The sequence below is a fragment of the Cupriavidus sp. GW823-FHT06D04 genome (assembly GCF_058795055.1).
The window spans coordinates 22,927-48,950 of record NZ_JBXAHL010000022.1 but is presented as its reverse complement, the minus strand read 5'-3'; the positions used below and the strand labels follow the sequence as shown (position 1 = coordinate 48,950).

The 26,024-nt window shown below is 65.5% G+C and carries 22 protein-coding genes and 2 pseudogenes; 12 read left to right on the top strand and 12 right to left on the bottom strand.

Features of this window, described 5'->3' with window-relative positions; genetic code table 11:
* Positions 1 to 295 precede the first annotated feature (295 nt).
* The 4 genes from AC1Q7H_RS24280 to AC1Q7H_RS24265 all read left to right on the top strand — a co-directional run bounded on the left by AC1Q7H_RS24280 (position 296) and on the right by AC1Q7H_RS24265 (position 5,300).
* Complete coding sequence (locus tag AC1Q7H_RS24280; RefSeq protein ID WP_211982037.1) at positions 296 to 733, top strand: MarR family winged helix-turn-helix transcriptional regulator; 438 nt, start codon at positions 296 to 298, stop codon at positions 731 to 733.
* 92 nt (positions 734 to 825) lie between these two features.
* The gene (locus AC1Q7H_RS24275) at positions 826 to 2,313 is read left to right on the top strand and encodes an efflux transporter outer membrane subunit (protein ID WP_492381829.1); all 1,488 of its coding nucleotides are present in this window, start codon (positions 826 to 828) and stop codon (positions 2,311 to 2,313) included.
* Positions 2,314 to 2,353: 40 nt separating this feature from the next.
* Positions 2,354 to 3,658, top strand: a complete 1,305-nt coding sequence (locus AC1Q7H_RS24270; protein WP_211982041.1) for an HlyD family secretion protein — start codon at positions 2,354 to 2,356, stop codon at positions 3,656 to 3,658.
* 79 nt (positions 3,659 to 3,737) lie between these two features.
* Complete coding sequence (locus AC1Q7H_RS24265) at positions 3,738 to 5,300, top strand: DHA2 family efflux MFS transporter permease subunit (protein ID WP_013953669.1); 1,563 nt, start codon at positions 3,738 to 3,740, stop codon at positions 5,298 to 5,300.
* A gap of 66 nt (positions 5,301 to 5,366) precedes the next feature.
* On the opposite strand, the gene AC1Q7H_RS24260 is transcribed toward AC1Q7H_RS24265, so the two are convergent.
* From AC1Q7H_RS24260 to AC1Q7H_RS24230, 7 genes and pseudogenes are all read right to left on the bottom strand, one after another.
* Complete coding sequence (locus AC1Q7H_RS24260; RefSeq protein WP_492378683.1) at positions 5,367 to 6,374, bottom strand: bestrophin family protein; 1,008 nt, start codon at positions 6,372 to 6,374, stop codon at positions 5,367 to 5,369.
* Positions 6,375 to 6,649: 275 nt separating this feature from the next.
* A complete protein-coding gene (locus AC1Q7H_RS24255; protein WP_013953671.1) occupies positions 6,650 to 7,054 on the bottom strand; it encodes a cupin domain-containing protein in 405 nt (134 codons plus the stop codon).
* A 4-nt stretch (positions 7,055 to 7,058) separates the two neighbouring features.
* A complete protein-coding gene (locus AC1Q7H_RS24250; protein WP_013953672.1) occupies positions 7,059 to 7,538 on the bottom strand; it encodes a carboxymuconolactone decarboxylase family protein in 480 nt (159 codons plus the stop codon).
* Positions 7,539 to 7,612: 74 nt separating this feature from the next.
* The gene (locus tag AC1Q7H_RS24245) at positions 7,613 to 8,365 is read right to left on the bottom strand and encodes an SDR family oxidoreductase (RefSeq protein WP_153953339.1); all 753 of its coding nucleotides are present in this window, start codon (positions 8,363 to 8,365) and stop codon (positions 7,613 to 7,615) included.
* A 139-nt stretch (positions 8,366 to 8,504) separates the two neighbouring features.
* Entirely contained in the window at positions 8,505 to 8,942 is a 438-nt protein-coding gene (locus AC1Q7H_RS24240) for a GNAT family N-acetyltransferase (RefSeq protein ID WP_153953338.1), read from the bottom strand.
* Positions 8,943 to 9,060: 118 nt separating this feature from the next.
* Complete coding sequence (locus AC1Q7H_RS24235) at positions 9,061 to 9,291, bottom strand: DUF2798 domain-containing protein (protein WP_211982045.1); 231 nt, start codon at positions 9,289 to 9,291, stop codon at positions 9,061 to 9,063.
* Positions 9,292 to 9,356: 65 nt separating this feature from the next.
* Positions 9,357 to 9,614: pseudogene (locus AC1Q7H_RS24230) on the bottom strand (isochorismatase family protein); the annotation flags it as partial.
* 1 nt (position 9,615) lies between these two features.
* On the opposite strand from AC1Q7H_RS24230, the pseudogene AC1Q7H_RS24225 reads away from it, so the two are divergent.
* Positions 9,616 to 10,227: pseudogene (locus tag AC1Q7H_RS24225) on the top strand (TonB-dependent receptor domain-containing protein); the annotation flags it as partial.
* 10 nt (positions 10,228 to 10,237) lie between these two features.
* Here AC1Q7H_RS24225 and treF read toward each other — a convergent pair.
* Positions 10,238 to 12,025 (bottom strand): alpha,alpha-trehalase TreF, encoded by a 1,788-nt coding sequence (gene treF / locus AC1Q7H_RS24220; RefSeq protein ID WP_492381828.1) that lies wholly within the window; start codon positions 12,023 to 12,025, stop codon positions 10,238 to 10,240.
* 107 nt (positions 12,026 to 12,132) lie between these two features.
* Positions 12,133 to 13,563 (bottom strand): multidrug transporter subunit MdtD, encoded by a 1,431-nt coding sequence (mdtD, locus tag AC1Q7H_RS24215; protein WP_492381827.1) that lies wholly within the window; start codon positions 13,561 to 13,563, stop codon positions 12,133 to 12,135.
* Between the two features lie 332 nt (positions 13,564 to 13,895).
* Between mdtD and AC1Q7H_RS24210 the strand changes: the two genes are divergently transcribed.
* From AC1Q7H_RS24210 to AC1Q7H_RS24200, 3 genes are all read left to right on the top strand, one after another.
* On the top strand, positions 13,896 to 14,018 hold the full coding sequence (locus AC1Q7H_RS24210) for a hypothetical protein (RefSeq protein ID WP_256449323.1): 123 nt from the start codon (positions 13,896 to 13,898) through the stop codon (positions 14,016 to 14,018).
* Between the two features lie 1,273 nt (positions 14,019 to 15,291).
* The gene (locus tag AC1Q7H_RS24205) at positions 15,292 to 15,798 is read left to right on the top strand and encodes a hypothetical protein (RefSeq protein WP_211982051.1); all 507 of its coding nucleotides are present in this window, start codon (positions 15,292 to 15,294) and stop codon (positions 15,796 to 15,798) included.
* A gap of 167 nt (positions 15,799 to 15,965) precedes the next feature.
* A complete protein-coding gene (locus AC1Q7H_RS24200) occupies positions 15,966 to 16,439 on the top strand; it encodes an FAM174 family membrane protein (protein ID WP_249221317.1) in 474 nt (157 codons plus the stop codon).
* Positions 16,440 to 16,469: 30 nt separating this feature from the next.
* Here AC1Q7H_RS24200 and AC1Q7H_RS24195 read toward each other — a convergent pair whose 3' ends face one another.
* Positions 16,470 to 17,573: a metal-dependent hydrolase gene (locus tag AC1Q7H_RS24195; protein ID WP_492381826.1), complete on the bottom strand. Its 1,104-nt coding sequence runs from the start codon at positions 17,571 to 17,573 to the stop codon at positions 16,470 to 16,472.
* Positions 17,549 to 18,172 (bottom strand): hypothetical protein, encoded by a 624-nt coding sequence (locus tag AC1Q7H_RS24190; RefSeq protein WP_041228937.1) that lies wholly within the window; start codon positions 18,170 to 18,172, stop codon positions 17,549 to 17,551. The genes AC1Q7H_RS24195 and AC1Q7H_RS24190 overlap by 25 nt, the downstream gene beginning before the upstream one ends.
* 278 nt (positions 18,173 to 18,450) lie before the next feature.
* Between AC1Q7H_RS24190 and AC1Q7H_RS24185 the strand changes: the two genes are divergently transcribed.
* The 3 genes from AC1Q7H_RS24185 to AC1Q7H_RS24175 are packed head-to-tail and all read left to right on the top strand — an operon-like array spanning position 18,451 to position 22,813.
* Positions 18,451 to 21,297: an AMP-binding protein gene (locus AC1Q7H_RS24185; RefSeq protein ID WP_013953684.1), complete on the top strand. Its 2,847-nt coding sequence runs from the start codon at positions 18,451 to 18,453 to the stop codon at positions 21,295 to 21,297.
* 59 nt (positions 21,298 to 21,356) lie between these two features.
* Entirely contained in the window at positions 21,357 to 22,376 is a 1,020-nt protein-coding gene (locus AC1Q7H_RS24180; RefSeq protein WP_211982057.1) for a TerC family protein, read from the top strand.
* A gap of 11 nt (positions 22,377 to 22,387) precedes the next feature.
* Positions 22,388 to 22,813, top strand: a complete 426-nt coding sequence (locus AC1Q7H_RS24175; RefSeq protein ID WP_013953686.1) for a universal stress protein — start codon at positions 22,388 to 22,390, stop codon at positions 22,811 to 22,813.
* A gap of 6 nt (positions 22,814 to 22,819) precedes the next feature.
* Here the strand turns inward: AC1Q7H_RS24175 and AC1Q7H_RS24170 are convergent, their stop codons facing one another.
* Positions 22,820 to 25,018 (bottom strand): TonB-dependent receptor family protein, encoded by a 2,199-nt coding sequence (locus tag AC1Q7H_RS24170; protein ID WP_492381825.1) that lies wholly within the window; start codon positions 25,016 to 25,018, stop codon positions 22,820 to 22,822.
* A gap of 313 nt (positions 25,019 to 25,331) precedes the next feature.
* Here AC1Q7H_RS24170 and AC1Q7H_RS24165 point away from each other — a divergent pair, with 313 nt between their 5' ends.
* Positions 25,332 to 25,952, top strand: a complete 621-nt coding sequence (locus AC1Q7H_RS24165; RefSeq protein ID WP_013953688.1) for a flavodoxin family protein — start codon at positions 25,332 to 25,334, stop codon at positions 25,950 to 25,952.
* The last annotated feature ends 72 nt before the right edge of the window (positions 25,953 to 26,024 follow it).

Below are 26,024 nucleotides of genomic sequence, written 5' to 3'. Positions count from 1 at the left end.
ACCTGGCCGTTGACCTCAGACTTTTCTGGCTGTGGGGTCACTTTATTGCTCGATCAATCGTTGTGTTATCAAGCATTATAGGTGCAGTTCGGCCAGCTGCGTCATTGCCCTGTGATCGCGAGAAATAATGTCGCCCCCTCATTCGCAACCGCCAACAGGCATGGATTTGCCGGAAACCCTTGTTGCAAAGGCTTTCTGGGAAACCGCCAGATTTTGCACGAAAAGCACCATTGCCCCTCCTTGCAACTATCTGACAGATCAGCTATTGTCTCGTCAGCAAGCAAGGAAACTCGCCATGGACCACTACTCAAAGGAAGACTTCCAGATCACCCAGAGCATCGGCTTCTTCCTCAACCGCGCCCGCAACACGCTGCTGATGGAAATGGATGCGGCATTGAAGGACCTGGACATCACGGGCCAGCAGATGGGGATCCTGATGTCGCTCACGCATGGCGTCGCTACCACCCCCTTCGAGCTGAGCAAGTTGCTGGGCATCGACACCGGCCTGATGACCCGCATGCTGGACAAGTTGGAGGCCAAGGGCCTGCTGTCACGCAGCCGCAGTCTCGACGATCGCCGTGTGGTCAACCTGACGGTGACCCGAAAGGGCCAGGAAGTTGCCGAGCGCATCCCGGATGTGGCCCCCAAAGTACTCAATCAGCGGCTCAGGAACTTCAGCAAGGAAGAATTTGCCGAGTTCCGCCGGCTGCTTGCCAAATTTGCGGGCGCCTGAACGCCTCTTTTTTGCCCATTTGGTTGATTTGGTCAAAAGGTGCCAGGGCCTGTGCCCGCCTTTTTTTACCCACTTAACTGACAGATCAGAAAATGCTCAGTCAAATTACTCTCCCGGCAGCGCGCCGCCTGGCCTGCCGCTTTGCCGGTCTCCTGCTGTCGGTGCTGGTAGCAGCATTCCTGAGCGCCTGTGCCAACTACGCCGGCATCCACAGCGACAAGCAAATCGCCGAACCTACCACCTACACCACCACGCAAAGCATCCCCGCCGAGCAGGGCCACTGGCCTTCGGCGGACTGGGCCGACCAGTTCGGCGACGCCCAGCTCAAGGCATTGATCACGGAAGCGCTGCAGGGGAGCCCGTCGTTGGAAAAGGCCCGTGCCCGCGTGGCCTCCGCGGTGGCGTTCAGCGAGGGCGCCAATGCCAACACGCTGCCGCAGGTGGGCGCAGGCTATTCGTTCAACCGCCAGCGTTACACGGAAAACGCGATGGTGCCGCCGCAGTTCGCCGGGACGTGGCAGTCGGAGAACAAGGCGTTCATCAACGCCTCGTATGACCTCGACCTGTGGGGCAAGAACCGCGAGGCGCTGAAGTCCGCGGTGTCTGGTGTACATGCCGGCGAAGCCGAGGCCGAACAGGTGAAGCTGACGCTGAGCAGCGCCATCGCGCGCGCCTACAACGAACTGGCCCGCCTCTACACGCTGCTCGACATCTCCAGCGACGAAGTCAGACAGCGCCGCGAAGTGCTGCGCGTGACCAACGGCCGGGTGACCATGGGCCTGGAGACCGAAGTCGAGAAACGCACCGCCGAGGCCAATCTCGCCGCCAGCGAAGTCGCCGTCGCCGCGCTGGAAGGCAGCATCCAGCGCACCCGCTACCAGCTCGGCGCGCTGCTCGGCCAGGGCCCGGACCGCGGCCTGGCGATCGCCCGCCCCAACCTCGGCGCCGGCGACGACGTCCGCCTGCCCGACAACCTGCCGGCCGACCTGGTCTCGCGCCGCCCCGACATCGTTGCCGCGCGCTGGCGCGTCGACGCCACCCTGCACGACATCAAGGTGGCCAAGGCCGAGTTCTACCCGGACATCAACCTGACGGCGATGATCGGCCTGGACGCCATCGGGTGGGGGCGCTTCCTGCGCGCCGCCAGCCGCACCGCCTCGGGCGGCGCCGCGATCCACCTGCCGATCTTCGACGGCGGTGCGCTGCGCGCCCAGCTCAAGGGCCGCTATGCAGAGTTCGACTTCGCGGTCGCCAACTACAACGAGACGCTGGTGAACGCCCTGACCGACGTGGCCACCCAGCTCTCTGACATCCGCGCCGTCGACGCGCAGATCGACAACGCCGTACGCAGCGACACGGCCGCGCAACGCGCCCTGACGCTGGCGCTGGCGCAGTACAAGGCCGGCCTGACCACGCAACTGACCGTACTGAACGCACAGACCAACGCGCTGCGCAGCAGCCAGGTGGTGGCCAACCTGCGCATGAACCGCCGCGACCGGCAGATTGCGCTGGCCGCCGCGCTGGGCGGCGGTTTTACCGATGCTTCCGAATCGACCACAAAGGCGGCCCTGGTCCGCTGATTCTCCTCTCGACGCAAGAAACTAAGTTTCAGTTAACGCCATGAACGATACGACCAAGACCACACCGGCCGACCCGCAAACCGCACCCGCCGCGGCCACCCCGACGTCCGCCAGGAACACCCGCAAGCGCCTGCTGGCCCTGCTCGGCCTGACCAGCGCGCTCGCCGCCGCCGGCTATGGCGCCTACTACTACACCGTGGCCCGCTTCCACGAGGACACCGACGATGCCTACGTCAACGGCAACCTCGTCCAGCTCACGCCGCAGGTCGCCGGCACGGTGATCGCGGTGAATGCCGATGATACGCAAATCGTGAAGGCCGGCGAGCCCGTGGTGACGCTCGACGCTGCCGATGCAACGGTGGCGCTGGCCAATGCGGAGGCCACCCTCGGCCAGACCGTGCGCCAGGTCAGCGCGCTCTATGTCAACAATGACGTGCTTGGTGCCACCGTCAAGCAACGCCAGGCTGACCTGGACCGCGCCCGGGACGACCTGCGCCGCCGCACCGGGGTGGCCGAATCCGGCGCCGTCGCAGCGGAAGACGTGGCGCATGCCCGTGACGCCGTCAAGACCGCCGAAGCCGCGCTCGAGACCGCCCGCCAGCAGCTTGCTGCCAACCATGCGCTGACCGACAAGACGAGCGTAGCCGACCACCCCAGCGTGCAGGCCGCATCCGCCAAGGTGCGCGACGCCTACCTGGCCAACGCCCGCAACACGCTGCCGGCCCCCGTGACCGGCTATGTGGCGCGGCGCTCGGTGCAGGTGGGCCAGCGAGTTGCCCCCGGCAACCCCCTGATGGCCATCGTGCCGCTCGACGGCGTGTGGGTCGATGCCAACTTCAAGGAAGTCCAGCTCAAACACATCCGCATCGGTCAGCCGGTCGAGCTCCACGCCGACCTGTATGGCAGCGGCGTGACCTATCACGGCAAGGTGATCGGCTTGTCGGCCGGCACCGGCAGCGCGTTCTCGGCCCTGCCGGCGCAGAATGCCACGGGCAACTGGATCAAGGTCGTGCAGCGCCTGCCGGTGCGCATCCAGCTCGATCCGGCGGAGCTGCGCAAGCATCCGCTGCAGATCGGCCTGTCGATGCAGGTCGACGTGGAAACGCGCATGGATTCCGGTTCGCCCTTGAGCCCGGGCGCGGAAGTACCGCAACGCACCGCCTATCGCACCGAAGTATTCCAGCGCTACGGCGAAGAGGCCGACCGCGAGATCACGCGGATCATCGCGCAGAACAGCAACGGCAAGTCAGCTGTGGGGCAATCATCGCCAGCTTCGCAAGTTGCGCAGCAGCCTCAGGCGATCAAGCGCACGGCGCAAGTTGCCGGCAGCGCCTCCGGCGCATGAGCGGCATCACGCCAATCGCCTTCCCCCGCCAATTTAACTGACCCATCAGAAAAAGCGGCCCAAAACCCCGGAGCGCATCTTGCAACCCCAAGCCCAGACCTCACTCGTGCCAGCCCCGCTCACCGGCGGCAAGCTCCTGTTGGGAAGCTTCGCCGTGGCCCTGGCCACCTTCATGAACGTGCTGGATTCATCGATCGCCAATGTGGCGATCCCGACGATCGCCGGCAACCTCGGTGTGTCGATCGATGAAGGCACCTGGGTGATCACGCTGTTTGCCGCGGCCAATGCTGTCGCGATCCCGCTGACCGGCTGGCTCACGCAGCGGATCGGACAGGTCCGCCTGTTCGTCGGCGCCATCCTGCTGTTCGTGCTGTCGTCCTGGCTATGCGGCGTGGCGCCGAACCTGACCACGCTGCTCGCCGCGCGCATCCTGCAGGGCGCCGTGGCCGGGCCGCTGATCCCGTTGTCGCAATCGATCCTGCTGTCGTCGTACCCCAAGGAAAAAAGCGCCACCGCTCTGGCGCTGTGGGCCATCACCGCCACCGTCGGCCCCATCGCCGGCCCGGCGCTGGGCGGCTGGCTGACCGACAGCTACGCGTGGTCGTGGATCTTCTACATCAACGTGCCAGTCGGCCTGTTCGCCGCTGCCGTGACCTGGGCGATCTACCGCGACCGAGAAACGCCGACGCGCAAGCTGTCGATCGACGTGGTGGGCCTGGCATCGCTGGTCACCTGGGTTGCGTCGCTGCAGATCATGCTCGACAAGGGCAAGGACCTGGACTGGTTCAGCTCGCCCGTCATCATCGGGCTGGGCATCGTCGCGCTGCTCAGCTTCATCTTCTTCGTGATCTGGGAGCTGACCGAACCGAATCCGATCATCGACCTGCGCCTGTTCAAGGGCCGCAACTTCCTGGCCGGCACCGTTGCCATCTCGGTCGCCTTTGCGGTGTTCTTCGCCAACCTGGTCGTGCTGCCGCAGTGGATGCAGCAGTACCTGGCCTACCCGGCCGTCAACGCCGGGCTGGTGACCGCGCCGCTGGGCATCTTCGCCGTGCTGATGGCCCCGGTGGTGGGCAAGATCCTGCCGAAGTCGGAGTTGCGCGTGCTCGCCACCCTCTCCTTCCTGGGATTCGCGGCGGTGTACTTCATGCGCTCGCACTACACCACGGGCGTGGATACCTACACGCTGGTGCTGCCTACCTTGCTGCAAGGCATTCCGACCGGACTCTTCTTCGTGCCGCTGACGGCCATCATCCTGTCCGGCCAGCCGCCCGAGAAGGTTCCCGCCGCCGCAGGCCTGTCAAACTTCGTCCGCGTGTTCTGCGGTGCGGTGGGTACGTCGCTCGCGACCACCGGCTGGAACAACCGCGCCATCCTGCACCACGCGCAGCTGGCGGAACAGGCCAGCGTGCACAACCCGCTGTACGCCAGGACAATCGAATCGCTGCAAGCGACGATGGGATTCACGCAGGGCCAGGCCGCCGCCTACTTCGAACGCGGTCTGAACACGCAGGCCATCATGCTGGGCCTGAACGACATCTTCTGGATCTCGGGCGTGATCTTCGTCGCCATCGTGCCGCTGATCTGGCTCACGAAGCCCGCCAGGGGCGGCTCCGCGGCCACTGCAGCGGCTGCGCACTGAGTGAACAGACGACGCACGTCCCGCAGTCATGACAGGACGCCTGACTAAAGCGATAACCTTGAGTGGTCAGAGGACAATACCGTGCTCGGCCGTTGGCGCGGGGATATCGCACTTCTCGCCAAGCATGTCCATGAGTTCGTTTTCGATCTTCCGGCAGATCTGTGCCATGGGCACATCATTGGCGTTTCCTTCGAACGGGTTCTCCGTGCTTTCGCCCACTTGCTCCAGCGCGAGATACATCCAGGAGATCATCGTGCTAAATGGAATGACCAGCCAGATCATGCTGCCATGCATGACGCCTGAAACGCTGGCATTGAGCTTTTCGAATTCCGTAAGAATGCCAAAAGGCAGTAGCAGACAAAAAGTACGGACAAAGAGCTTGTTGACGACCGCATATTGCCTGGGATACGGATAGTCCTTGATACGCTCCGCCCGTCCTTGCTGCGCGAACAAGCCTTTGATCGATCCTACCAACTCCAGATAGAAGGCATTGCCGATCTCGCCAGCGTCAAGGAGCCGCCTGATCGTCGCCGACTGCGTTCCCAGCAACCGGCTTGTCTTGCTCTCGGCGTGCGCAAGCGAGTCGAGTTCGGCCTGTGGCAGATACCGCGCAAGCGCCTCGTGCAATGGAGTCTCCCACTCTGGAACCCGGTAGTACTTCCGGTACTCCACGTTGGATGCCTTGCCCGCGCTTTCCCAGATCCTTGGGGTTCTCAGTTGATAGCGGAGCGCCGTCAGCCACGCGCAATGCCGGAGAATCAGATCCCGCCCGGCCGCCTGCCCTGCCAGAAAGTCCCGGCTCATCACACCCAGACACCGGCTGCCATTCAGGATCTCAGTCCAGATCTGCTGTGCCTCCAGGGCCCTGCTGTAGGTCTGCACGTTCCGGAAACCCACGATGAATGACGTGGCCGTGCCCAGCAGCACCACAACCGAGACCGGGACCGACAGCCATTTCAGCCCGAAGAACTGATAAAGGACTACGGGCAGCGAACCGCACGCTAGCGAGGCATAAAGTTGCCGTCTCGACCAGAACGAGAACTCGGTTATTGTGTACGATTTTCCCAGGTGCATGGTGCGCATCTCGCGGCGGTGGGGCAGGTCGCGGGTCCGAGGTCCGAACTGCGGCAGGCAGCACGGCCAACCGCCCTCACCACCGACCAGATCGCTGCCCGGGACCTGGTTTTGTCATGGTGATATTGCCAAGAAACCGACGTAGTATCAATTTCCGTCCCACAACCCTTCACACCACCCTGGAAAACAGCGGCACGGCAAGAGCAAGCGGTAGCGCCGCTCTTGCCGTGCCGGACAGTGCGCACCGGCATTGCCGGTGCCTGAATGGACGTCGACTACTTCACCGGCGTCAGGATCGGCGCGCCCTTGTTCTTGATCAGGAACACGACAAACTTTGCTGGCTGCGTCTTGCTGGCATTGCGTCCGACGGTGTGGATATCGTTGGGACCTTCGTGGAAGGTATCGCCCGCTTTGAGCGTTACCTCTTTTCCGCCCTTGAGGCCCATGACGATGCTGCCCTCGAGCACGTAGACGAAGGCGTGGGCGTCATGGCGATGCACGGGATCGGCGCTGCCCGGCGGATACTCCACGATGATCATCTCGGCTTCCTTCCCCGGATATTCGGGCAACGCTTCCTTGGCCAGGGGCGTGACACTCGCCTCCGGCGCGGCGGCGGCCGGCTGTGCAACCGTCAGGCACGACAGCACAAGTGCTGCCGCAACGGAAGTGACCGTCTTCATGGCATCACTCCAGGTTGGCCTTGTCGAGCCCGAACGCCTTGTCCGACGAACCAGGCACCATGCGGAAAGCCACGTTCAGGCGGTTCCAGGTATTGATTGCCCCCACTAGGAAGGTGAGGTCAGACAGTTCCTTCTCGCTGTACTGGGTGCGCACGCGCTCATAGATATCGTCGGGCACGCCTTCGGCGGGAAGCCTGGTCAGCACCTCGGTCCAGGCCAGCGCGGCGCGTTCGCGCGGCGAGAACAGCGTCGACTCGCGCCAGATCGCCACATGATGCAGGCGCAATTCGCGCTCGCCGTGGATCTTCGCCATCTTGATATGCATGTCGACGCAGAACGCGCAGCCATTGAGCTGCGATGCGCGAATCTCGACGAGCTCGCGAATGGGCTCTTCGATCGTGGTCTTCTGGAACAGCGCGCCGAACTCCATGAGCTTCTTGGACAGTTCCGGGGATTGCTGGAAGTAATTCGTACGTTGGGTCATGTTTGCTCCTGGTGATCTGCTCAATGTGGTACTGACGAAAGCGCTGCTACTTACGTGGGCATGCGCCCTGCGGACTATCGTTGCTGCGATTGACGCAGCCATTCCTCTAAGCCGATGCGCCCGAGGCGCGCCTCGCCCAACGGCACGAGCGAATGTTCCTCGACCCGGCCGCCGAAGTAGCGGGCCTCGGGGTCGCGCACGACTTCACGCGGGTCGCCAACCGCCTTGAGATAGCGGGCGACGATCTCGTTGAACGGGGCTCGTTCCGGGCCGGCGATCTCGACGATGCCGTTTCGCGGTGGCGCGAGCGCTACATCGGCAACGATTGCGGCAACGTCGTCCGCCGCAATCGGCTGGAACAGCCCAGGCGAAAGGTGGACGACATTTCCTTGCGCACTGGAATCGGCGATGCCGCCGATGAATTCCATGAACTGGGTCGAGCGGATGATGGTGTAGGGGATGCCGGAGGCCTCAATAAGTTTTTCTTGCGCGACCTTGGCACGGAAATAGCCGTTTTCGGGCGTCCGGTCGGTGCCGACGATGGACAGCGCGACATGGTGCTGAACGCCCGCTTTGGTCTCCGCCGCATGAAGGTTGCGGCCGGAGGTCTCGAAGAACTCCAGCACCGCCTTGTCTTCAAACGACGGGGAATTGGCAAGGTCGATCACCACCTGAGTGCCGGCGAGGGCCTCCTGGAGCCCCTCGCCAGTGATGCTGTTGACACCGCTCTTGGGCGAGGCGGCCACGACCTCGTGGCCGCCCTGGCGCAGAATGGCAACGGTCTTCGAGCCGATCAGGCCGGTCCCGCCAATGATGACAATCTTCATGATGCTTCTCCGTGCTGAGGAAGGTGGAACGATTCCATGTTAGGGAACGCGGCATCCCCGCGCCAGATCGACTCGGAGCGCTGGCTCGTGGGATAGTCACGGCGCGGGCTGCAATCGAGCAGCAGCAGGCTGAGGGGCTTCATTGCAACTCCATGCAGAAGTGGAGGCCCTTGGCGAGCAGGCCGGAACGGAAATAGAAGCGCTGGGCCAGCGCGTTCGCGAGTGCGGTATCCAGGACAAGTCGCTGGCAGCCTTCTGTGCGTCCAAGCTCGCAAAGCGCCCGCAGCAGACGCTCGCCGTGACCCTGCCCCCGGCCTTCGGCATCGGTGATCAGGTCATCGACGTACAGAAAGCGCCCGTGGATCAGGTTGTCAAGACGCCGATATCCGGCCAGCGCAACAGCTTTGCCATCGTCCCAGAGCGCGAGCAGCCGGTACCCTTGTCCGCTTTGCAGCATGAAGGTGTCGAGAAAGTCTTCCGGCATTTGCAGCTTGGGGCGCAGTTGCCGCATAACCGGGAAGCAGGCATGGATCTCGGCTTCCGTTTCCGCATGCCTGAGCGTCAGGTTCTTGGTCATGGTGCCGATGCGTGCTGGTTTGTGCAGGCTTCAATGTAGTTGAGCGATGACGCAGTCAACAGGCACATGTTTATCGTTTTCAACTAGGCCATCGACCATCGACATGGGACGGTATGACCTAAGAGTGGTTTGTCATGCGATCGACCAGGCGGCGAATGATGGGCGTAGCCGACACGACAACCGGCAGCATGGTCAGCCAGGAAACGCTCCAGGACCTTAGCCAGTGCTGAAAGAACTGGCCTTCTTCTGCAAATGGAAGGCTTGCGATGGCAGCAGCGATGGAGCAGGTCAAGCCGGCCTGGATAACGCCATAGGCGAAATAGCTGTAGCGCGAAGGAATCTTGGGCATGTGAGTCGCCTCTATGCATTCTTTGAACCAGACATTGATGCACCCTGCCATTGCCGCGCCAGGCGCTACGCGGCTGCTTCAATCTTTCCTGCCAACCGCTGCACGGTTTCGTTGGTATCCCACAGCGCGTTTGCGATGAAGCGGAAGTTGACCAGTGCCGCGTGATACCCATCCCCTTCGGGTAGCTTCGGCCCTGCTACGGCGTCGCGCACGACAGCAACTTCGAAACCTTGCTCCAGCAGATCACGCAGATGGGATTCGACGCACGGATTGGCGGCCATGCCCGCAAGGATCACCTGGTCGACGCGCTGCTTGCGCAACTGTGAGACGATGGTGTCGCAGGAACTGGGCCTGCTCTATGACAAGGGCAACGGCCTGCAGGCGGGCGTGACGCTGTTCAACAACGACGTCAAGGACAAGATCACGCGCGTCGCCTGCCCGACCACGCAGTGCACCGACGGACCAAACCGGTTCGGCGCCGACCCGACTACCTATATGAACGTGGACCGCGCCTACTCGCGCGAGGTGGAAGCCAGCCTGCGCTGGCCGATCGCGCAAGCGTGGTCGCTGACCTGAAGCTATACCTATACCAAGTCAGAACAGAAGAGCGGACGGTACCAGGGCCAGCCGCTGAACCAGTTGCCGATGCACCTGCTGGTGGCCACGCTGAACTGACGGCCGAGCGAGCGGGTCAACGCCTGGGCGCGCGTCAATTACCGCGGCAAGGAAAGCCAGCCGATCACGGGGCCGTCTTCCAGCACCGTGGTGGCGCCGTCATACACCTTTTTCGACCTGGGGGCGACCTATGCGGTCACCAGGAACGTGTCGGTGTTTGCTGGTATCTACAACCTCTTCGACAAGCAGGTGAACTACACCGATTATGGGTATGTCGAGGATGGGCGGCGGTACTGGATGAGTGTTTCAGTGAAGTTTTGAACGGGCCCCCTCAGCTCGCGACATCATCCGCCCGGCACGTTGCCGGCACCTCTCCATAGAGAGCCATCAACGCGCCCGCAATCGCATTGGTCCAACCAAAGCCATCCTGCAACGGATACTCGCCCCCACCCCCGCCCAAGGCCCGGGCTCCGATATTCCGGATGCGGTATTTCTCCACCAGCTTGCATTCATGGATGTAGAGACTGGCCACGGTCGCCAGCCAGCGCTGCGCGATCTCACGCGCCAGGTCGTCGTGACCATAGCGTGCCAGCCCGCGCACGGCCAGCCATTGCAGCGGCGCCCAGCCGTTGGGCTGGTCCCATTGCTGGCCAGAGGTGCATTCCGTGGTGGCCAGCCCGCCGTCGACCAGCAGCCGGTCCTTCACCGCCTGCGCCACGGCTTGCGCCTGCGGCGGCCGCGCAAGACCGAGATAGAGCGGCATCACCATTGCCGCGGTCAGGCACAGCCGCGGCGCGCCGCGGCACCAGTCGTAGTCGACAAAGGCGCCCGCTGGGTCGTCCCACATGTATTGCAGGATGGCTGCTTCGCGCCGCTGCGCTGCCGCGCGGTAAGCCTCTGCCGCGGCATCGCCGGTCTGCTCGCACAGCGCGGCGAGGCGCGTTTCCAGGTGCCAGAGCAGTGCGTTGAGGTCGACCGGCAACATTGCCGTGGTCCGGATGGTGGCAAGGTCCGCGGTCCGGCCGGGCGGCGTGGATGGCGAATCGAGCCAGCGTGAACTGAAGTCCCACCCCGATTCCGCCGCGGCGCGCAGGTCGCGGAACACCAGGTGATGCGGCCGGCCGCTGCGCATCGCGGTCTCCATGTCCTCCAGGAAGGCTTCCTCGCGCGGCCACGGGCGGTCGTCCCAGTAGCGGTTCAGCACCACGCCGTCGGGCAGGCAGACCACCCGCCGGTGCGCGTGGCCGGGCCGCACGCAGTCGGCACCGTCCATCCAGAAGGCGTATTCGCGGCGCAGCTGCGGCAGGAAGTCGATGGCGCTGCCCAACTGCTCGCGCTCGAGCAGGTCCACCATCAGCGCAAACACCGGCGGCTGCGAGCGGCTCAGGTAGTAGTTGCGCGTGCCGTTCGGCACCATGCCATACGTGTCGATCAGGTAGGCGAAGTTCCGCGCCATCTCCACCATCAGCTCGCCGCACCCGCTGCCGGCCAGGCCCTCCATGGTGAAGTAGGAATCCCAGTAATACAGCTCGCCGAAGCGCCCACCCGGCACCACGTAGCGGTGCGGCAGCGGCAGCAACGACGACAGCGGCGGATGGGCCACGGGCTCGCGCGTCAGCACCGGCCACAGGCCATCGATGTGTTCGCGCAGGGTGCTGGCCGGGTCTGACACGTAGTGGCTCTCCGGCACGATGGCGCGGGTGAAATGCGCCTGCACGAAATCGGCCAGCGAGAAGCCCGGCGTGTCGCGCGTTTCGCGGTAGCGCGCCACGATCAGGTCCGGGTCGCAGTTGGGAATGCAGTCAGGGAAGGTCTTGCTGTCGGCAAACAGGCCGCTGTGCTGGACATCGACGAACAGTTCGCAGTAGCGCGCCGCGGGCGACAGCATGTCGGCGCAGGCGCAGCCGGGCAACGTGTGCGGCGGCGGGCAGTCCCGGTGCGTGACCAGCGCTGGCCGCGCCGCCGCATGGACCTTGCCGGGCGCCGCCACTGGCCCCGGCACCGCGCCGGCGCCGTCAGGGGTGGCCGGGGCCGAGCGCGGCACCGTGCTGCCGCCGGCAGCGGGGCCTGGCGACGGCGGGATGGCGGGTTCGGACCCGGACTTGCCTGTCGGCTGCATGGACGCCTCCTTGCACCGGGCGCTGCCGGCTCATGTGGATAGGAGCCGAGAAGTGCCGGGTAAGTTCGCGGCCGCCCCCCGAAGCGGCCCATGTGCCACGCAGTTGTTCACACCTCCTTCTCGCCATGCTGCACCAGTATCGCCGGCGCGGGCTCCCGCACGCCCAGCTGCATGAAGATCCAGGCCGACGCGCACGTAATCAGCCCCATGCAGACAAAGGTGGCATGAAACGCAGGCAGCACCGCCGCGGTATCGCCGCCAAAGCGATGCTGGAAGGTCGCCAGCAAGGCGCCCGCCGAGGTCACGGCCAGGCTCATCGACAGCATCTGCACCATCGACAACATGCTGTTGCCGCTGCTGGCGCCGGCCCCGCTCAGGTCCTTCAGCGTGACCGTGTTCATGGCCGTGAACTGGATCGAATTGACCATGCCGAACAGCGCCAGCAGCGGAACCAGCAGCCACAGCGGCAGCTGCGGCGTGATCAGCGCAAAGGCTGCCATCACCAGCCCTACCACGAAGGTATTGGCCACCAGCACGTGGCGGTAGCCGTAGCGCTGGATCAGGCGCGTGGCCAGGCGCTTGGAGGCCATGCCGGCCGCGGTGACGGGCAGCATCATCAGGCCCGCATTGAATGGCGAATAGCCCAGGCTGACCTGCAGCGTCAGCGGAATCAGGAACGGCATCGAGCCGTTGCCGATCCGTGCGAACAGGTTGCCCAGCAGCCCTACGCTGAAGCTGTGGATGCGGAACAGCCGCAGCGGGAACAGCGGCTGCTTGCGCCGGTTGGCGTGCAGCCCGTAGGCGGTCAGCGCGGCCATGCTGGCGATCAGCAGCATCAGCACGGTGGCGTGCTGGAAGCCCAGCCCGGCCAGCCCGTCGAGCGAGAATGACAGCGCCAGCATGGCGATGGCCAGCAGCAGATAGCCGGCGATGTCAAAGGACCCGATGCCTGTCAGCCGCGCGTTGGGCATATAGCGCACCGTGGCCAGTGCGCCCAGCAGGCCGACCGGCACGTTGATCAGGAAGATCCAGTGCCACGACAGCACCTGCGTCAGCCAGCCGCCCAGCGTCGGCCCGATCAGCGGGCCGATCATGCCGGGGATGGCGACGAAGCTCAGCGCCTGCAGATACTGCTCGCGCGGGAAGGTGCGCAGCACCGAGAGCCGCCCCACCGGCAGCAGCATGGCCCCGCCCACGCCCTGCACCGCGCGCGCGCCGATCAGGAAGTTCAGCGACGGCGCGTAGGCGCACAGCAGCGAGCCCACCACGAACAGCCCGATGGCGGTCTGGAAGATGGTGCGGGTGCCGAAGCGGTCCGCCAGCCAGCCCGAGGCCGGGATGACCACCGCCATGGTCAGCGAGTAGGCAATCACCACCGACTGCATCCGCAGCGGACTCTCGCCCAGGCTGTGCGCCATCGACGGCAGCGCGGTGTTGACGATGGTCGAGTCCAGCGTCTGCATGAAGAAGCCGACCGCCACCACCCACAGCATGATATTGGAATCTCGGTTATCAGTACGAAAACGGCTGGGAAACATGGGGTTTCAGTGTGGGTAGGTGGAAACGAATGTGCCCCAAACCGACGCTTTGGGGCACTGCGGAGCTAGTATATCCGTCGCAAAAACACACATATAGCGGTGCACCAGAATGGCTAATTTCGAGCAACGGGGGCACACGGTTCGTGCCCTGGTTCGCATGAAGGGACAGCGCATCAGCGCTACTTTCGACAGCGAGAAGGCCGCGCGGCAGCATCGACGTCACACTTATCAACGCGACCGCGAGCCTGGAAAGGCTCCACCCTGATTGCCGTTGTGCTGCTGCTTACAGGCTGCGGCACAACGCGGGCCCGGCAGTGCGATCGCTGCCGGAGATGGCAGCCGGACAGACCTTGCAGGACTATACGCTCGACGTGGTCACGTCGATCCTTGGCGCCGTGCTGTCCATCGCCGGCCGTGTCACGGCGTCGAAGACCATCATCCCGCCCAAGGGCTGAACGGCGTTGGCTGCGTACTAGCGCGCAAACCCGGCGCGCGCTTTGCGACTACCCACCGCCAGCGCGAGCATCAGTGCGTGACTTCGACACTCTTTCGCTTGAAACTTGGCGGAAACAGAATATGCCAATGCATCATTCAGTGATGTCGCCCATCTAATGAAGAAAAAGAGCCCCCGGGGACCGGGGGGTTCCCCGAGGGCCTTAAATGCGAGGCGAAACAGCAGCCCCGCACATTCCATGCTGAATGATGGTAGTTGAATCGGCATCCGCCAGAGTATCTAAACCATTGCGCCATTAAGTGTGTTTCAACGGCGAATAGGGCAATTACTTGCCTATTGAGACGTGATTACCGGGTGAACCTCGGCGGCGGCACGGCGCCGGGACGCTTGATCTTCATCCATTCGCGCGAGCGCTCCCCGTCCTGATACAGCGAGCCGGCGCGCTTCCTCACCACTCCCTCCACCCCGGTGAGAGCGCATGGCCGTACAGCCACGCGCCATCCTCGACGCTATCCGCGTACAGAAGCCCTGCACGCGGCTCGGCCAGAAGTCGACGGAGTGGACGCTCCAGCGGCTGCCGGCGCAAATCCTTTCCCTTGCCGACCCGCATGCCAAACACGCAGTAGGCCACAAGGTCCGCGCCCTTGTACCAGCCCCGGGCCCGCGCATGCCTGCTCACTGTCTCTCGCCGACCCGACGCAGCCATCCGACGCGCCTTGGCGGCGACCGCATTGTCGGCATAGCCTGTATTACGTGCAACGCAAAGGCAGACTTATTCGCCACTTCGACGAGTCTGGAGCCGCACGCTGAAATCGTACGACGCTTTGTCGTTTTTCCGCTTTGTCGTTTTTCTATTAATAAGAATTGAGAACCGCACCTGGCCATGCCTGTTGGGCAACCAGCCTCGGTGGGCCGGTATCAGCGCATGTTGCTGCCTAATGCGGCCGATGACAACCTTGTGGATCTGCAGCGCGGCAAAAAAATAAGTATAGGTCGACTGGGCAGCCATTGCGCCCAAAAATACAGCGCACAACTTCCCCTGAACCAAAAGAAATCTCCAGTTCGCCGCCTTGCTTTAACTATACTTTCGAGAACGTTATTACATACCAAAATGTAAATTCTGCAGCAATGCTGAAGCGCATATTTTTTAATACGAAGCGAGGAGGTAACCATCATAGCTTTAAGGATCTGCTGAATACTGCGGAGCGAAGAAAAAAGTAAACAGCAAGCCAATTTTTCTCATCCGGGGGCTCAATGGATTCTTGGAGAAAAAGATGAGGAATCTAGCTTTAGTTACATTGGCTGCGGTGCTGGTCGCTCCCGCAGCTTGGGCCGAAACCATTGCCGCCAATGGGCCCAGCGGAGCACATTATGCAAGCGGCTCTGCCGAGCCGGTATGCACCGTAAATTCCAGCCAGGATGTCAGCTGTACCGGGACCACCATCGGGGGGGTCGGCAAAACTAATGCGACAGCGATTCTGTCAGCGACTTACTCAGGCACCGTGCAGTGCACAAACCATGGCGGCCAGATCGTCGAGGTGAAGACGCAGTCCACGGACGCTACTTCGTCGGGAACCCTGAGACCTTCCAGGAACGGGCAGCTGGTAGTGCCGCCGCTCAGTACGACGGCGCCGACCACCCAGGAGTTACTAAACGCGGCCACCTGCCCCAACGGGAACTGGACCAAGCAGCTGATCGCGGGCCCAACCCTTGCGGGTTTCGTGTATACGGTCACCTTCGCGGGCTTCACCCAGCCTTATATCAGCATCGTGGGTCCTTGATTGACTTAGCACAGGCTTCGGCACATTCGGCTGATACGCGAGGGCGTCCTAAGCCATAGGGATGGGCGTGCCAGCATCCGCTGGCACGTCTGCAATCGGTGGCGGCTGGTACCAGCATTTCATGCGGTGCCACGCCCGCTTTTTCCTGAATCATCGGATGCTTGACCATGCAACAAGACGTTCACCTTAATTGCCACGGGTGGCATGCACCGCGCCATTTTTTGCATGCTCGGTGGATGCTGCTGTTCAGTCTGCTGCTTACCGGATGCGGCGGAGGGGATTCCGCCCCCGCATCAATGGCAGCCACGCAGCAAGCTTCGTCGGGACCGAGCCCATTGGCCGCGCAAAGCACGTCGCCAGGAGGGGCAAAATGGGCACCGTCGGCCGTGACGGACGAAGCTGCCGTGCCTTCGGTTGGGTCCGCCAGTATGGTGCAACTCAGCGCGCTACCGCAGCTGTCATCGCTGTCCGACCGTGAGAAGGCGGGGTTGCTCATGCTGCTGCCCTCCAAGTCGTCTTCGCAACGGCTGGCATTGATTAACATGTATCCCAGTCTGGTCAAGCTGCCGGCCCAGCAAAAGGAGCTGTTGCTGGACCAACTGGAAAAAATCGTCCCGGTCACGGTAAGTCAGCGTCAATGACCGCTTTCCGACAGAGGCTTCGCTGCCATGCTAGTCGAGGCGCTGACGCTGGTCCTGGCTGAAATAGGCAAGCCGGTACAGCCGCCACGGTGCCTGCGCACTGTCGCGGCAGTAGCCATAGCGGAAGGTGTCTTCCAGCGCGGGCAGGTCGTAGCGCAGGTCGGTGAACCAGACGCAGGCGACTGTTTCGCCCGGCGGCACGGATGGCGATGCCCGCATCGCCGTGATGGCGGACAAGGCCGGATAGACCGCGAATTGCCTGAAATCGGCAAAGTCCGGCCGCACCCAGAGCTGCCATGCCAGCGCCTGCTCAGCCGGCGCCTCCGGCAGCCGCGGCCGCTGTGTCCAGGCCATGCACGCGGGCGGCTCGTAGGCCCTGGCCATGGCCGGCAGGCGCCCCAGCACCTGCCATTGCGGCACCCAGGCCGGATGCCCGGCCAGGTTGACGTGGGCGACGCGGTAGTCTGTCTCCGCGCGGGCGATCAGTTTCCAGTTGAACGGAGAAAATGGCTGGGGCAGCGCGTCCACGCCCTGCGCCTGGATGCCGGCGGCGCGCAAGGATTCGTTGCCCAGTTCCAGCGCCCGTTGCCTGAGCACGGCCTGGGCGCCGACATAGGCGCACAGCAGCGCGATCCCCGCCAGGGCGGCCCGACTGCGCCACTGCAGCGCTAGGAACAGTGCCAGGACCAGGCCGGACACGACGATGCCGCTCAGCAACGGATCGACCAGGAAGCTGGTGCCAAGGCTGAAGCGCCGCTCGGAGCCGGGATAGAAGATGCGGGTGCCATAGACGGTGATCAGGTCCAGCGCGATATGGCTGGCCACGCCGAGGCAACTGACCGCCAGCGCATCTCTCCACGCCTCGCGCCGGCGGGCCACCAGGCAGAACAGGCCAGCAAGGAGCGCGCCCCAGGCGGGGAGCAGCAGCAGCGAATGGGTCGGCCCCTGGTGCCACTGCGCCAGGAAGCGCAGCGGATGGACCAGGAAGCCCAGAAAATCAATATCCGGAAAGGCACCGGCGGCAGCGCCCAGCAGCAGGCGCTCGCGCGTGCTGAGTCGCCGGCCGGGGGCCTCGGCCATGGGGATGGCAAGCGCGGCCTGCGCTCCCATCAAGGCATGCGTGATCGTATCCATCCCGACCGGCCCCCCTTGTCGCCAGGGTGGCGCCAGGCCAGGCGCTCGGCGCAGCGCAGTTGCCGTTCGAGCCAGGCTTGCGTGCGCCCGGTATCCGGCGAACGGTCGCGCAGCCAGTAGCCGAAGGTGGAGAGGAAGATGCCGGTCAGCACGACCTCCCCCACTTCGCGGCGCCAGCCGGATTCGGGCAGGCGGGCCGATTCCCGCAGCCACTGCACGGTGCGGCTGATATGCAGCAGGCCCTGTACCTGCAGATGCACGTGCTCTGGCTGCAGCTTGTAGCGCAGCATCTGGGCGGTGAGTTGCCGGTGCGGGGCCAGCGCCTCGAGCCAGGCGAGGATGGCCTGCTCCAGGCGCTCGCGGTGCGATAGGGCAGCCCAGCCTTCACGCGTGGCAGCGCGCACGAGCGCAAGGTCGGCACGTTCGAACCAGGCCTCGGCCAGGTCGTCCTTCTGCAGGTAATGTCGATGAATCTGGTCCAGGCCGATGCCCATGTCATCGGCGACGTCATGCAGGTGCAGGGCGTCCCAACCGCTGCGCTCGCCGAGCATCAGGGCGACCTCCAGGATCCGGCCGGCCAGGGCTGCATCGTCGTTCATGACGTTGCCATCCTCGGGAATGCGCGTCAGCGCTCTACCTTCCAGCATAGAGAGGCAGCCCGCGTGCGAGCGCGAATTTCTTTGCCATGTGCACGATGCTGCCGGATCGGCGTGCAGTCGGGGGCTTGCCGGCCTGTACCCGGTTCGGCACCTGCCTCGACAATTTCCGCACGCGGGCTATCTTTAGGGTGTCAGTCCAGGCGCCATCCGGAACGGCCGCCGTGCCAGCCAGAATTCGGCGGCGGCCGCGGCGTTGCGTGGACAGAGGCCGTACGCGCATGAAAGCGGATTCTCCCCCGAGGCAGAACTACGAGGATGCCCTGCTCGGCATCGTGCGGGAGATGTCTTCGGCCATGCGCCCGCCGGCAGAGTCTGAAGTGACGGTCGCGCTGGACAGCACGCTCGAAGGCGAACTGGGCTTTGACAGCCTGACGCGCGCCGAGCTGCTGACCCGCCTTGAACACCGCTTCGGCGTCAGCCTGCCAGAGCAGGTGCTGGCCCAGGCCGACACCCCGCGCGCGCTGCTGCGTGCCTTGCTCGCCGCCCAGGACCTCCCGCCTGGCGCAAGCGGCGCGCACCTGCGCCAGGCCCGCCCTGCCCCGGCGGCGCAGGCGCCCGAGGGCGCCGCCACCTTGCCGGACGTGCTGCGCTGGCACTTGCGCAGCCACCCGGAGCGCACCCACATCATCCTGCAGGACGGCGACGGCGCAGACACGCAGATCAGCTTTGCGCAGCTGCACCGCCGCGCCGCGGCCATCGCCGCCGGACTGGTCGCCCGCGGCGTGAGCGCGGGCACGGCCGTGGCCATCATGCTGCCCACCAGCCCCGAGTACTTCTACAGCTTCTGCGGCGTGCTGCTGGCGGGCGGGATTCCGGTACCGCTCTACCCGCCGGCGCGGCTGGCGCAGATCGGCGACCACCTGCAGCGCCACGCCGGCATCCTGGCCAACGCGCAGGCGCCGATCCTGATCACGGTGGCCCAGGCGCGGCCGCTGGCGGCCCTGCTCAAGGCCAGCACGGGAACGCTGCATAGCGTGCTCACGCCGCAGGAACTGGAGGACGGCGGCGGCGCCCCGGTCCATCCGATGCTGCGCACGCACGACATCGCCCTGCTGCAATACACCTCGGGCAGCACCGGCTCGCCCAAGGGGGTCGTGCTCAGCCATGCCAACCTGCTGGCCAACCTGCGCGCCATGGGCAAGACCCTTGCCGTCGGCTCGCAGGACGTCTTTGTCAGCTGGCTGCCGCTCTATCACGACATGGGCCTGATCGGCGCCTGGCTGGGCAGCCTGTACTACGCCTACCCGCTGGTGGTGATGTCACCGCTTGCCTTCCTGGCGCGGCCCGAGCGCTGGCTCTGGGCGATCCACAAGTACCGCGGCACGCTCTCGGGCGGGCCCAACTTTGCCTTCGAGCTGTGCCTGCGCAAGCTGGCCAATGCCGACCTGGCCGGCCTGGACCTTTCCAGCTGGCGCTTCGTCTTCAATGGCGCGGAGCCGGTGAGCCTGCAGACCATGCGCGCCTTCATGGAGCGCTTTGCCCGCTACGGCCTGCACCCGCAGGCCGCCGCGCCTGTGTACGGGCTGGCCGAGGCCTCGCTGGGCCTGACCTTTCCGCCGCTGGGCCGCGGGCTGGCCGCCGACCGCATCGACCGCGCCGAGTTCACGCGCACTGCCGTGGCCGTGCCCGCCGGCGAACGCGAGCCCAATGGTGAGCGCAAGACCCTGGAATTCCCGTCCTGCGGCCGGCCGCTGTCCGGCCACGAAGTCCGCATCGTCGACGCCACCGGATGCGAACTGGGTGAGCGGCATGAGGGCCTGCTGCAGTTCCGCGGCCCTTCGGCCACCAGCGGCTATTTCCGCAATCCCGTGCAGACCCGCCAGCTGTTCGACCGCGGCTGGCTGAACACCGGCGACTATGCCTATATCGCCGCCGATGAGGTCTATATCACCGGGCGCGCCAAGGAAACCATCGTGCGCGGCGGCCGCAATATCTATCCCTATGAACTGGAGCAGGCGGTCGGCGCCATCCCCGGCATACGCAAGGGCTGCGTGGCCGTGTTCGGCAGTCCCGATCCGGAGAGCGGCACCGAACGCATCGTGGTGATGGCGGAAACCGCCGAGAAGGATGTGCAGGCGCGCCGCGCGCTGCACCGGCAGGCGCTGAAGACCGCCCTCGACGTGCTGGGCATGCCGCCCGACCATATCGCGCTGGTGCCGCCGCACAGCATCCTGAAGACATCGAGCGGCAAGATCCGGCGCGCCGCCTGCCGCGAGCGCTTCGAGCACGGACGGCCCGGCCGTGGCGTGGAGGCGCCCTGGCTGCAGATCGCGCGCTTTGGCTGGCGCGCGCTGCGGCCGGAGCTGCGGCGCGGCCGGCAGACCGCCGCGGGCCTGTCCTACGCCCTCTATGCCTGGCTCCTGTTCGCCGCGCTGGCGCCGGCAACCTGGCTGGCATCAGTTGCACTGCACCGGCCGGCACTGGGCTGGGCGCTCAGCCACCACGCTGCCCGGCTGTTTCTCAGGCTGGGCGCGGTGCCATGGTTCGTGCAAGGGCTTGAGCACCTGCCGCGCGACCGGCCCTGCATCCTGGTCTCGAACCACGCCAGCTACCTGGATGGCATCGTGCTGGTGGCGGCGCTGCCCGCGCCGGTATGCATGGTCGCCAAGCGCGAGCTGCAGGGCCAGCGCATTCCCGGCACCTACCTGGCCAGCATCGGCGCCGATTTCATCGACCGCTTCGATAACGTGCGCGAACACGAGGACGTGGAGCGCGTAGTGGCGGCGGTGCGCGCCGGGCATTCGGCGCTGTTCTTCCCCGAAGGCACCTTCGGGCGCGCCCCGGGGCTTCAGGCCTTCCGCTCCGGCGCGTTCCTGGCGGCCGCGCGGGCCGGCGCGCCGGTGGTGCCGGTCGCCATCCGCGGCACCCGCTCGGTGCTGCGCGACGGCCAGTGGCTGCCGCGCCGGGGGCCGATCGGCGTGGTATTCGGCAGCCCGCTCTGGCCGGACGGCGCAGACTGGCCGGCCGCCATGCGCCTGCGCAACACCGCCCGCGCCGAGATCCTGCATTACTGCGGCGAGCCGGACGCCCGGCGCACGACGCACCGGGATGGAAGGCGGGCCTAGTGCCCCGCGCCGCGAGGAACTTGCCATGACATCTGCCGACGGCGCAGGACACTAGCGGCATGGATACCTTTGCCACCGCCCCGATGTGGGCCGGCTTCCTGGTCCTGGTGCTGGGGACGCTGGTCGTGGACATCTTCGTCCTTGGCGGCCGGCGCGCGCACCGTGTTTCGACACGTGAAGCGCTGGGCTGGACCCTGACCTGGTCGACCCTGGCCCTGCTCTTCGGCATCGCCCTCTGGTGGCTGCTGGCCGGGAGCACCGGACGCGAGACCGCGGACCGCAAGGTGCTGGAGTTCTATACCGGCTACCTGATCGAGCTGTCGCTGTCGGTCGACAATATGTTCGTGTTCGCGATGATCTTCGGCTATTTCGCGGTGCCGCCGGAGTTGCAGCGCAGGGTGCTGCTGTTCGGCGTGGTCGGCGCCATCGTGATGCGCGCCGCCATGATCCTGGCCGGCGTGTGGCTGATCAGCGAATTCTCGTGGATCCTCTATGTGTTCGGCGTGTTCCTGCTGTTCACCGGCATCAAGATGCTGTTCGTCTCCAGGCGTGCCCCCGATCTCTCGCGCAATCCCATCGTTCGCTTCTTGTGCGCGCATATGCGGGTCACCGCGGACTATCACGGCGAGCGCTTCTTCGTGCGCATGGACGGCCTGCGCCATGCGACCCCGATGTTCCTGGTGGTGCTGCTGGTCGAGGCGACCGACCTGGTGTTTGCCGTCGACAGCATTCCGGCCATCTTCGCCGTCACCACCGACCCCTTCATCGTCTTCACCTCCAACATCTTCGCCATCATGGGGCTGCGGGCGCTGTACTTCCTGCTGGCCAACCTGGCGCAGCATTTCCAACACCTGAAGTACGGCCTGGCCATCGTGCTGGCCTTTATCGGCGCCAAGATGCTGGCCGAGCCGTGGTTCCATGTGCCGGTGCACTGGTCTCTCGGCGCCGTCGCCATGACGTTGCTGGTGTCGGTCCTGGTCAGCCAGGCCAGGGCCCGGCGCACACTTGCACACGCCGGCGACGAGCTGGGTAGCCACTGCGCGTCGCGCGAGCGCAGGGCGGGAAACAGGCGCACATAAGGAGCAATGCCATGAACAAGATCCTGCTTGCGACCGACGGGTCGGCCTATAGCGACGCGGCCGCGCGCTACCTGGTACAGAATCCCCTGTTCAGCCGCGACTTCGTGGTGCACGTGATGCACTGCGAGCCGGATGTGGCTGGCGACATCAAGACCTTCATCGACCGGCACACCCTCGATGCCTGGCATCGCGAACAGAACGACAAGGCGATGCAGTCCGTGGCCAGCATCCTGGGCGAGGCCGGTATCGCTTTCGAGTGCCATGGCGTCGTCGGCTTCGCGCCGGCGCGCATCGTCGAGTACGCGGGCAGCATTGGCGCCAGCCTGATCGTGATGGGTTCGCACGGCCGCGGCGGCTTCCTGGATGCCATCATCGGCTCGGTGGCCAGGCGAGTCCTTGCCCACGCGCACTGCCCGGTGCTGCTGGTCAGGAGCTAGCCACTCTCAAAGGGCGGCGCGCAGGCCCAGGAAGAAGCGGCGCCCGGGCGCGGGTTCGAAATACCGCCCGTTGGCCTCGTTGACGATCACCGAGCCGATATAGCGCCGGTCGGTGAGGTTGTCGATGCGGCCGAAGACGTAGAGCCGGGTCGGGCCGATGCGGAACTCATAGCCGGCGCGCAGGTTGAAGACCGCATAGCCGGGCGCGGCCTGCGTGTTGAGGTCGTCGGCGTAGACGCGGCTGTCCACGCGCATCTCGGCCCCCAGCGTCAGCGGCGCTGCCGGCCGCCATGACAGGTCCGCGCCCAGGCTGTGGCGCGCGGTGCCGGGCAGGCGGTTGCCGGCTGCCACGGTCTGGCCCTGCGCGTTGACGAAGCTGTCGCCGAAGTAAGCATCGAGCCAGGTATAGGCCAGTCCTGCCTCGATACGGCCGCCGCCGCCCTTGCCCGGCGTGCCCACCTCGCCGAGGAAGCCGCCGCGCCAGCCCAGTTCAAAGCCGCGCCGGTGCACGCCGCTGACATTCTGGTAGACGGTGCGCCCGGCGTTGTTCGATTGGGGCACCACTTCGTCGTGGCTGTCGGCATCGAACAGCGCCGCCTCCAGCCGCTGCCCCGCCGCCTGCCACTTGATGCCGATCTCGCCCTGGCGGCTGGTAGAGGCCTGCAGCCCCAGGTTGCTGCCGACGCCGCCTGGGCCGTAGGCGACTTCGGTCAGCGTCGGTGTCTCGAAGCCGCGGCCGAGGTTGGCGTAGACGTTGAGGGAATCGAGCGCGTGCCACACCACGCCAAGCACGGGGCTGACGTTGCTGTAGGTCGCGCTGCCACTGTCGTCGGGGCTGGCCGCATTGATGAAGTGGTCGTCAATGCCAAGCCGCACCCGGCTGGCGCGCACGCCGCCCACCAGTTGCCACGCCGAGTGGAAGCTCCAGTCGAACTGCGCAAAGGCGCCAAGGTCGGTCGCGGTATTGGTCTCGTCGCGGCGCAGCGCGCCCTGCGTGCCGTTCTGGTTGACGTAGCCGTTGCGGCCATCGCGCATGCCGTTGGCTTCGAGCCCGGCGCTCCATAGCAGCGGCAGGCCGGCGGCGGTGGTGGCGCGCCGGCTCCACGACAGCGCGGCGCCGCCGTAGGTGCGGTCCAGGTCGACGATGCCGCCGGCCGAATTCGGCGCGGCACCGCTGAGGCCCAGCCGCTGGTACAGGTTGCGCGTGCCGCCGTACAGGCGTGCCGACAAGCTGTCGGTCCCGGTCAGCTGGTGGTCCACCACCACGCCGGCCTGGGTCTGCTCGACATTCTTGCCGGTATCGAACTGGGTCGCCGCGGGCACCGCCTGGCGCGGGTTGGCATCGGCCTGCGCACGCGTGAGCCCCAGCGGGTCCTGCGCCAGCGGCTGGTTGAAATAGTTGAACTGGCCGGTCACGCGCGTGCCGCTGGCCGGCTGCGCCACGACCTTGGCATTGAGCTGGTAGCGGCGCGCCGCGCTGTGGTCGCGGTAGCCGTCGGTCTGGTAGGTCCAGGCATTGAGTGAGCCGCCGAGCCGGTCGTTGCCGCCGGCCAGCGCGATGCCCGCCTGCCACTGGCCATCCGAGCCGAACCCCGTCGACGCGCGCCCGCTGAAGCCATCCTTGGGCGGATCGGGCGTGAACACCTGCACCACGCCGCCCGACGCATTGCCATACATCTGCGCAAACGGGCCGCGCAGCACCTCGACGCGGCTGGCGTTGGCAAGGTCGGCAGTGGAAGCCTGGCCCTGCCCGTCCGGCATGGTGGCCGGGATGCCGTCGACATACAGGCGCACGCCGCGCACGCCGAAGGTAGAGCGCGTGCCAAAGCCACGCACCGCAAGTTGCAGGTCCTGCGAGTAGTTCTGCCGGTCGCGCACCGCCACGCCCGGCACGCCGGCCAGCACCTCGGACAGGTTCACCAGCGGCGTGGCGCTGCGCAGCGGACCGACCGGCACGCTGTCCACCGCCGCCGGCGCATCAAAGCGGCGCTGCTCGCCGCGGGTGGCGCTGACCACCACGTCGGGCAGCGTTTCAGCAGTGGCAGCGGCCACTGCCGTGCCGGGCGGGTCGGCGGCACGCGCGCCGGTGCTGGCAAGGATCAGCGCGGCCAACGCCAGCGCGGAGCGGTTCGCGAACGGGATGCGGGGGATACCGGAACGGCGCTGCTGCCGGACCGCCAAAATCTGCCTGCCGCCTGGTTTCATGGGGATCGGAAGCGGTTGCGGGTTCTGGCGCGGAGGACGGGGGCGCCGGGCACAGGTGAATGTGTCGCAACTTTATCGTGCCGACAGCACTATTGTCACGCGCGCGGCTGCGGGGAAAACCCGCGGAAGAGACCATGCCGAAACCGGATTCCAGATGTTCAGAAAAATTCAACAACTGATTGCATGGACGCTCACGCAACCAATTCCATGGCTCTCTACACTGCTTTCATCACCCGCCGCAACCGCACCAGTCCATCACGCGATGCAGCATAAGGGTATTCAGATTTCCGCAACTACCAAGGGATCCACCATCATGACCACCGCACAAACCCGCATCGCCATCGTCTACCATAGCGGCTACGGCCACACCGCCAAGCAGGCCCAGGCCGTTGCGCGCGGGGCCGGCAATGTCGCAGGCGCTGAAAGCCTGCTGATTCCGGTCGAGGACATCGACCAGCACTGGGACACGCTGGAGCAGGTGGACGCCATCATCTTCGGCGCGCCGACCTACATGGGCAGCGCCTCGGCACAGTTCAAGGGTTTCATGGACGCCACCTCGCGCAATGTCTTTGCCAAGGGCGGCAAGTGGGCCAACAAGGTCGCGGCCGGCTTCACCAACGCGGCCTCGCGCTCCGGCGACAAGCTGGCCACGCTGCAGCAGATCGCGATCTTCGCGGCGCAGCACGGCATGCACTGGGTCAACCTGGGCCTGCCCCCGGGCCACAACAACTCCAAGTCGACCGAGGACTCGCTGAACCGCCACGGCTTCTTCCTGGGCGCCGCCGCGCAGTCCAACGCCGATGAAAGCGCCGACGTGGTGCCGCCGCTGGCCGACCTGCGCACCGCCGAGCACCTGGGTGCCCGCGTGGCCGAAGTTGCGCAGCAACTGGTCGCGGGCCGGCGTGCGCTGGCTGAACTGAAAGAAGCTGCCTGATCCCGTCGCACTCTGACTGATCGGCCCCCATGGGGCCGATTTTCTTTTCCGGGGCAGTCGCGAGCCCCTGGG

Coding starts and splice junctions, on each gene's coding strand:
- AC1Q7H_RS24280 (WP_211982037.1), top strand. CDS start 296: ATGGACCACTACTCAAAGGAAGACTTCCAGATCACCCAGAGCATCGGC.
- AC1Q7H_RS24275 (WP_492381829.1), top strand. CDS start 826: ATGCTCAGTCAAATTACTCTCCCGGCAGCGCGCCGCCTGGCCTGCCGC.
- AC1Q7H_RS24270 (WP_211982041.1), top strand. CDS start 2,354: ATGAACGATACGACCAAGACCACACCGGCCGACCCGCAAACCGCACCC.
- AC1Q7H_RS24260 (WP_492378683.1), bottom strand. CDS start 6,374: ATGCACCTGGGAAAATCGTACACAATAACCGAGTTCTCGTTCTGGTCG.
- AC1Q7H_RS24255 (WP_013953671.1), bottom strand. CDS start 7,054: ATGAAGACGGTCACTTCCGTTGCGGCAGCACTTGTGCTGTCGTGCCTG.
- AC1Q7H_RS24250 (WP_013953672.1), bottom strand. CDS start 7,538: ATGACCCAACGTACGAATTACTTCCAGCAATCCCCGGAACTGTCCAAG.
- AC1Q7H_RS24245 (WP_153953339.1), bottom strand. CDS start 8,365: ATGAAGATTGTCATCATTGGCGGGACCGGCCTGATCGGCTCGAAGACC.
- AC1Q7H_RS24240 (WP_153953338.1), bottom strand. CDS start 8,942: ATGACCAAGAACCTGACGCTCAGGCATGCGGAAACGGAAGCCGAGATC.
- AC1Q7H_RS24235 (WP_211982045.1), bottom strand. CDS start 9,291: ATGCCCAAGATTCCTTCGCGCTACAGCTATTTCGCCTATGGCGTTATC.
- treF (WP_492381828.1), bottom strand. CDS start 12,025: ATGCAGCCGACAGGCAAGTCCGGGTCCGAACCCGCCATCCCGCCGTCG.
- mdtD (WP_492381827.1), bottom strand. CDS start 13,563: ATGTTTCCCAGCCGTTTTCGTACTGATAACCGAGATTCCAATATCATG.
- AC1Q7H_RS24210 (WP_256449323.1), top strand. CDS start 13,896: ATGGCAGCCGGACAGACCTTGCAGGACTATACGCTCGACGTGGTCACG.
- AC1Q7H_RS24205 (WP_211982051.1), top strand. CDS start 15,292: ATGAGGAATCTAGCTTTAGTTACATTGGCTGCGGTGCTGGTCGCTCCC.
- AC1Q7H_RS24200 (WP_249221317.1), top strand. CDS start 15,966: ATGCAACAAGACGTTCACCTTAATTGCCACGGGTGGCATGCACCGCGC.
- AC1Q7H_RS24195 (WP_492381826.1), bottom strand. CDS start 17,573: ATGGATACGATCACGCATGCCTTGATGGGAGCGCAGGCCGCGCTTGCC.
- AC1Q7H_RS24190 (WP_041228937.1), bottom strand. CDS start 18,172: ATGAACGACGATGCAGCCCTGGCCGGCCGGATCCTGGAGGTCGCCCTG.
- AC1Q7H_RS24185 (WP_013953684.1), top strand. CDS start 18,451: ATGAAAGCGGATTCTCCCCCGAGGCAGAACTACGAGGATGCCCTGCTC.
- AC1Q7H_RS24180 (WP_211982057.1), top strand. CDS start 21,357: ATGGATACCTTTGCCACCGCCCCGATGTGGGCCGGCTTCCTGGTCCTG.
- AC1Q7H_RS24175 (WP_013953686.1), top strand. CDS start 22,388: ATGAACAAGATCCTGCTTGCGACCGACGGGTCGGCCTATAGCGACGCG.
- AC1Q7H_RS24170 (WP_492381825.1), bottom strand. CDS start 25,018: ATGAAACCAGGCGGCAGGCAGATTTTGGCGGTCCGGCAGCAGCGCCGT.
- AC1Q7H_RS24165 (WP_013953688.1), top strand. CDS start 25,332: ATGACCACCGCACAAACCCGCATCGCCATCGTCTACCATAGCGGCTAC.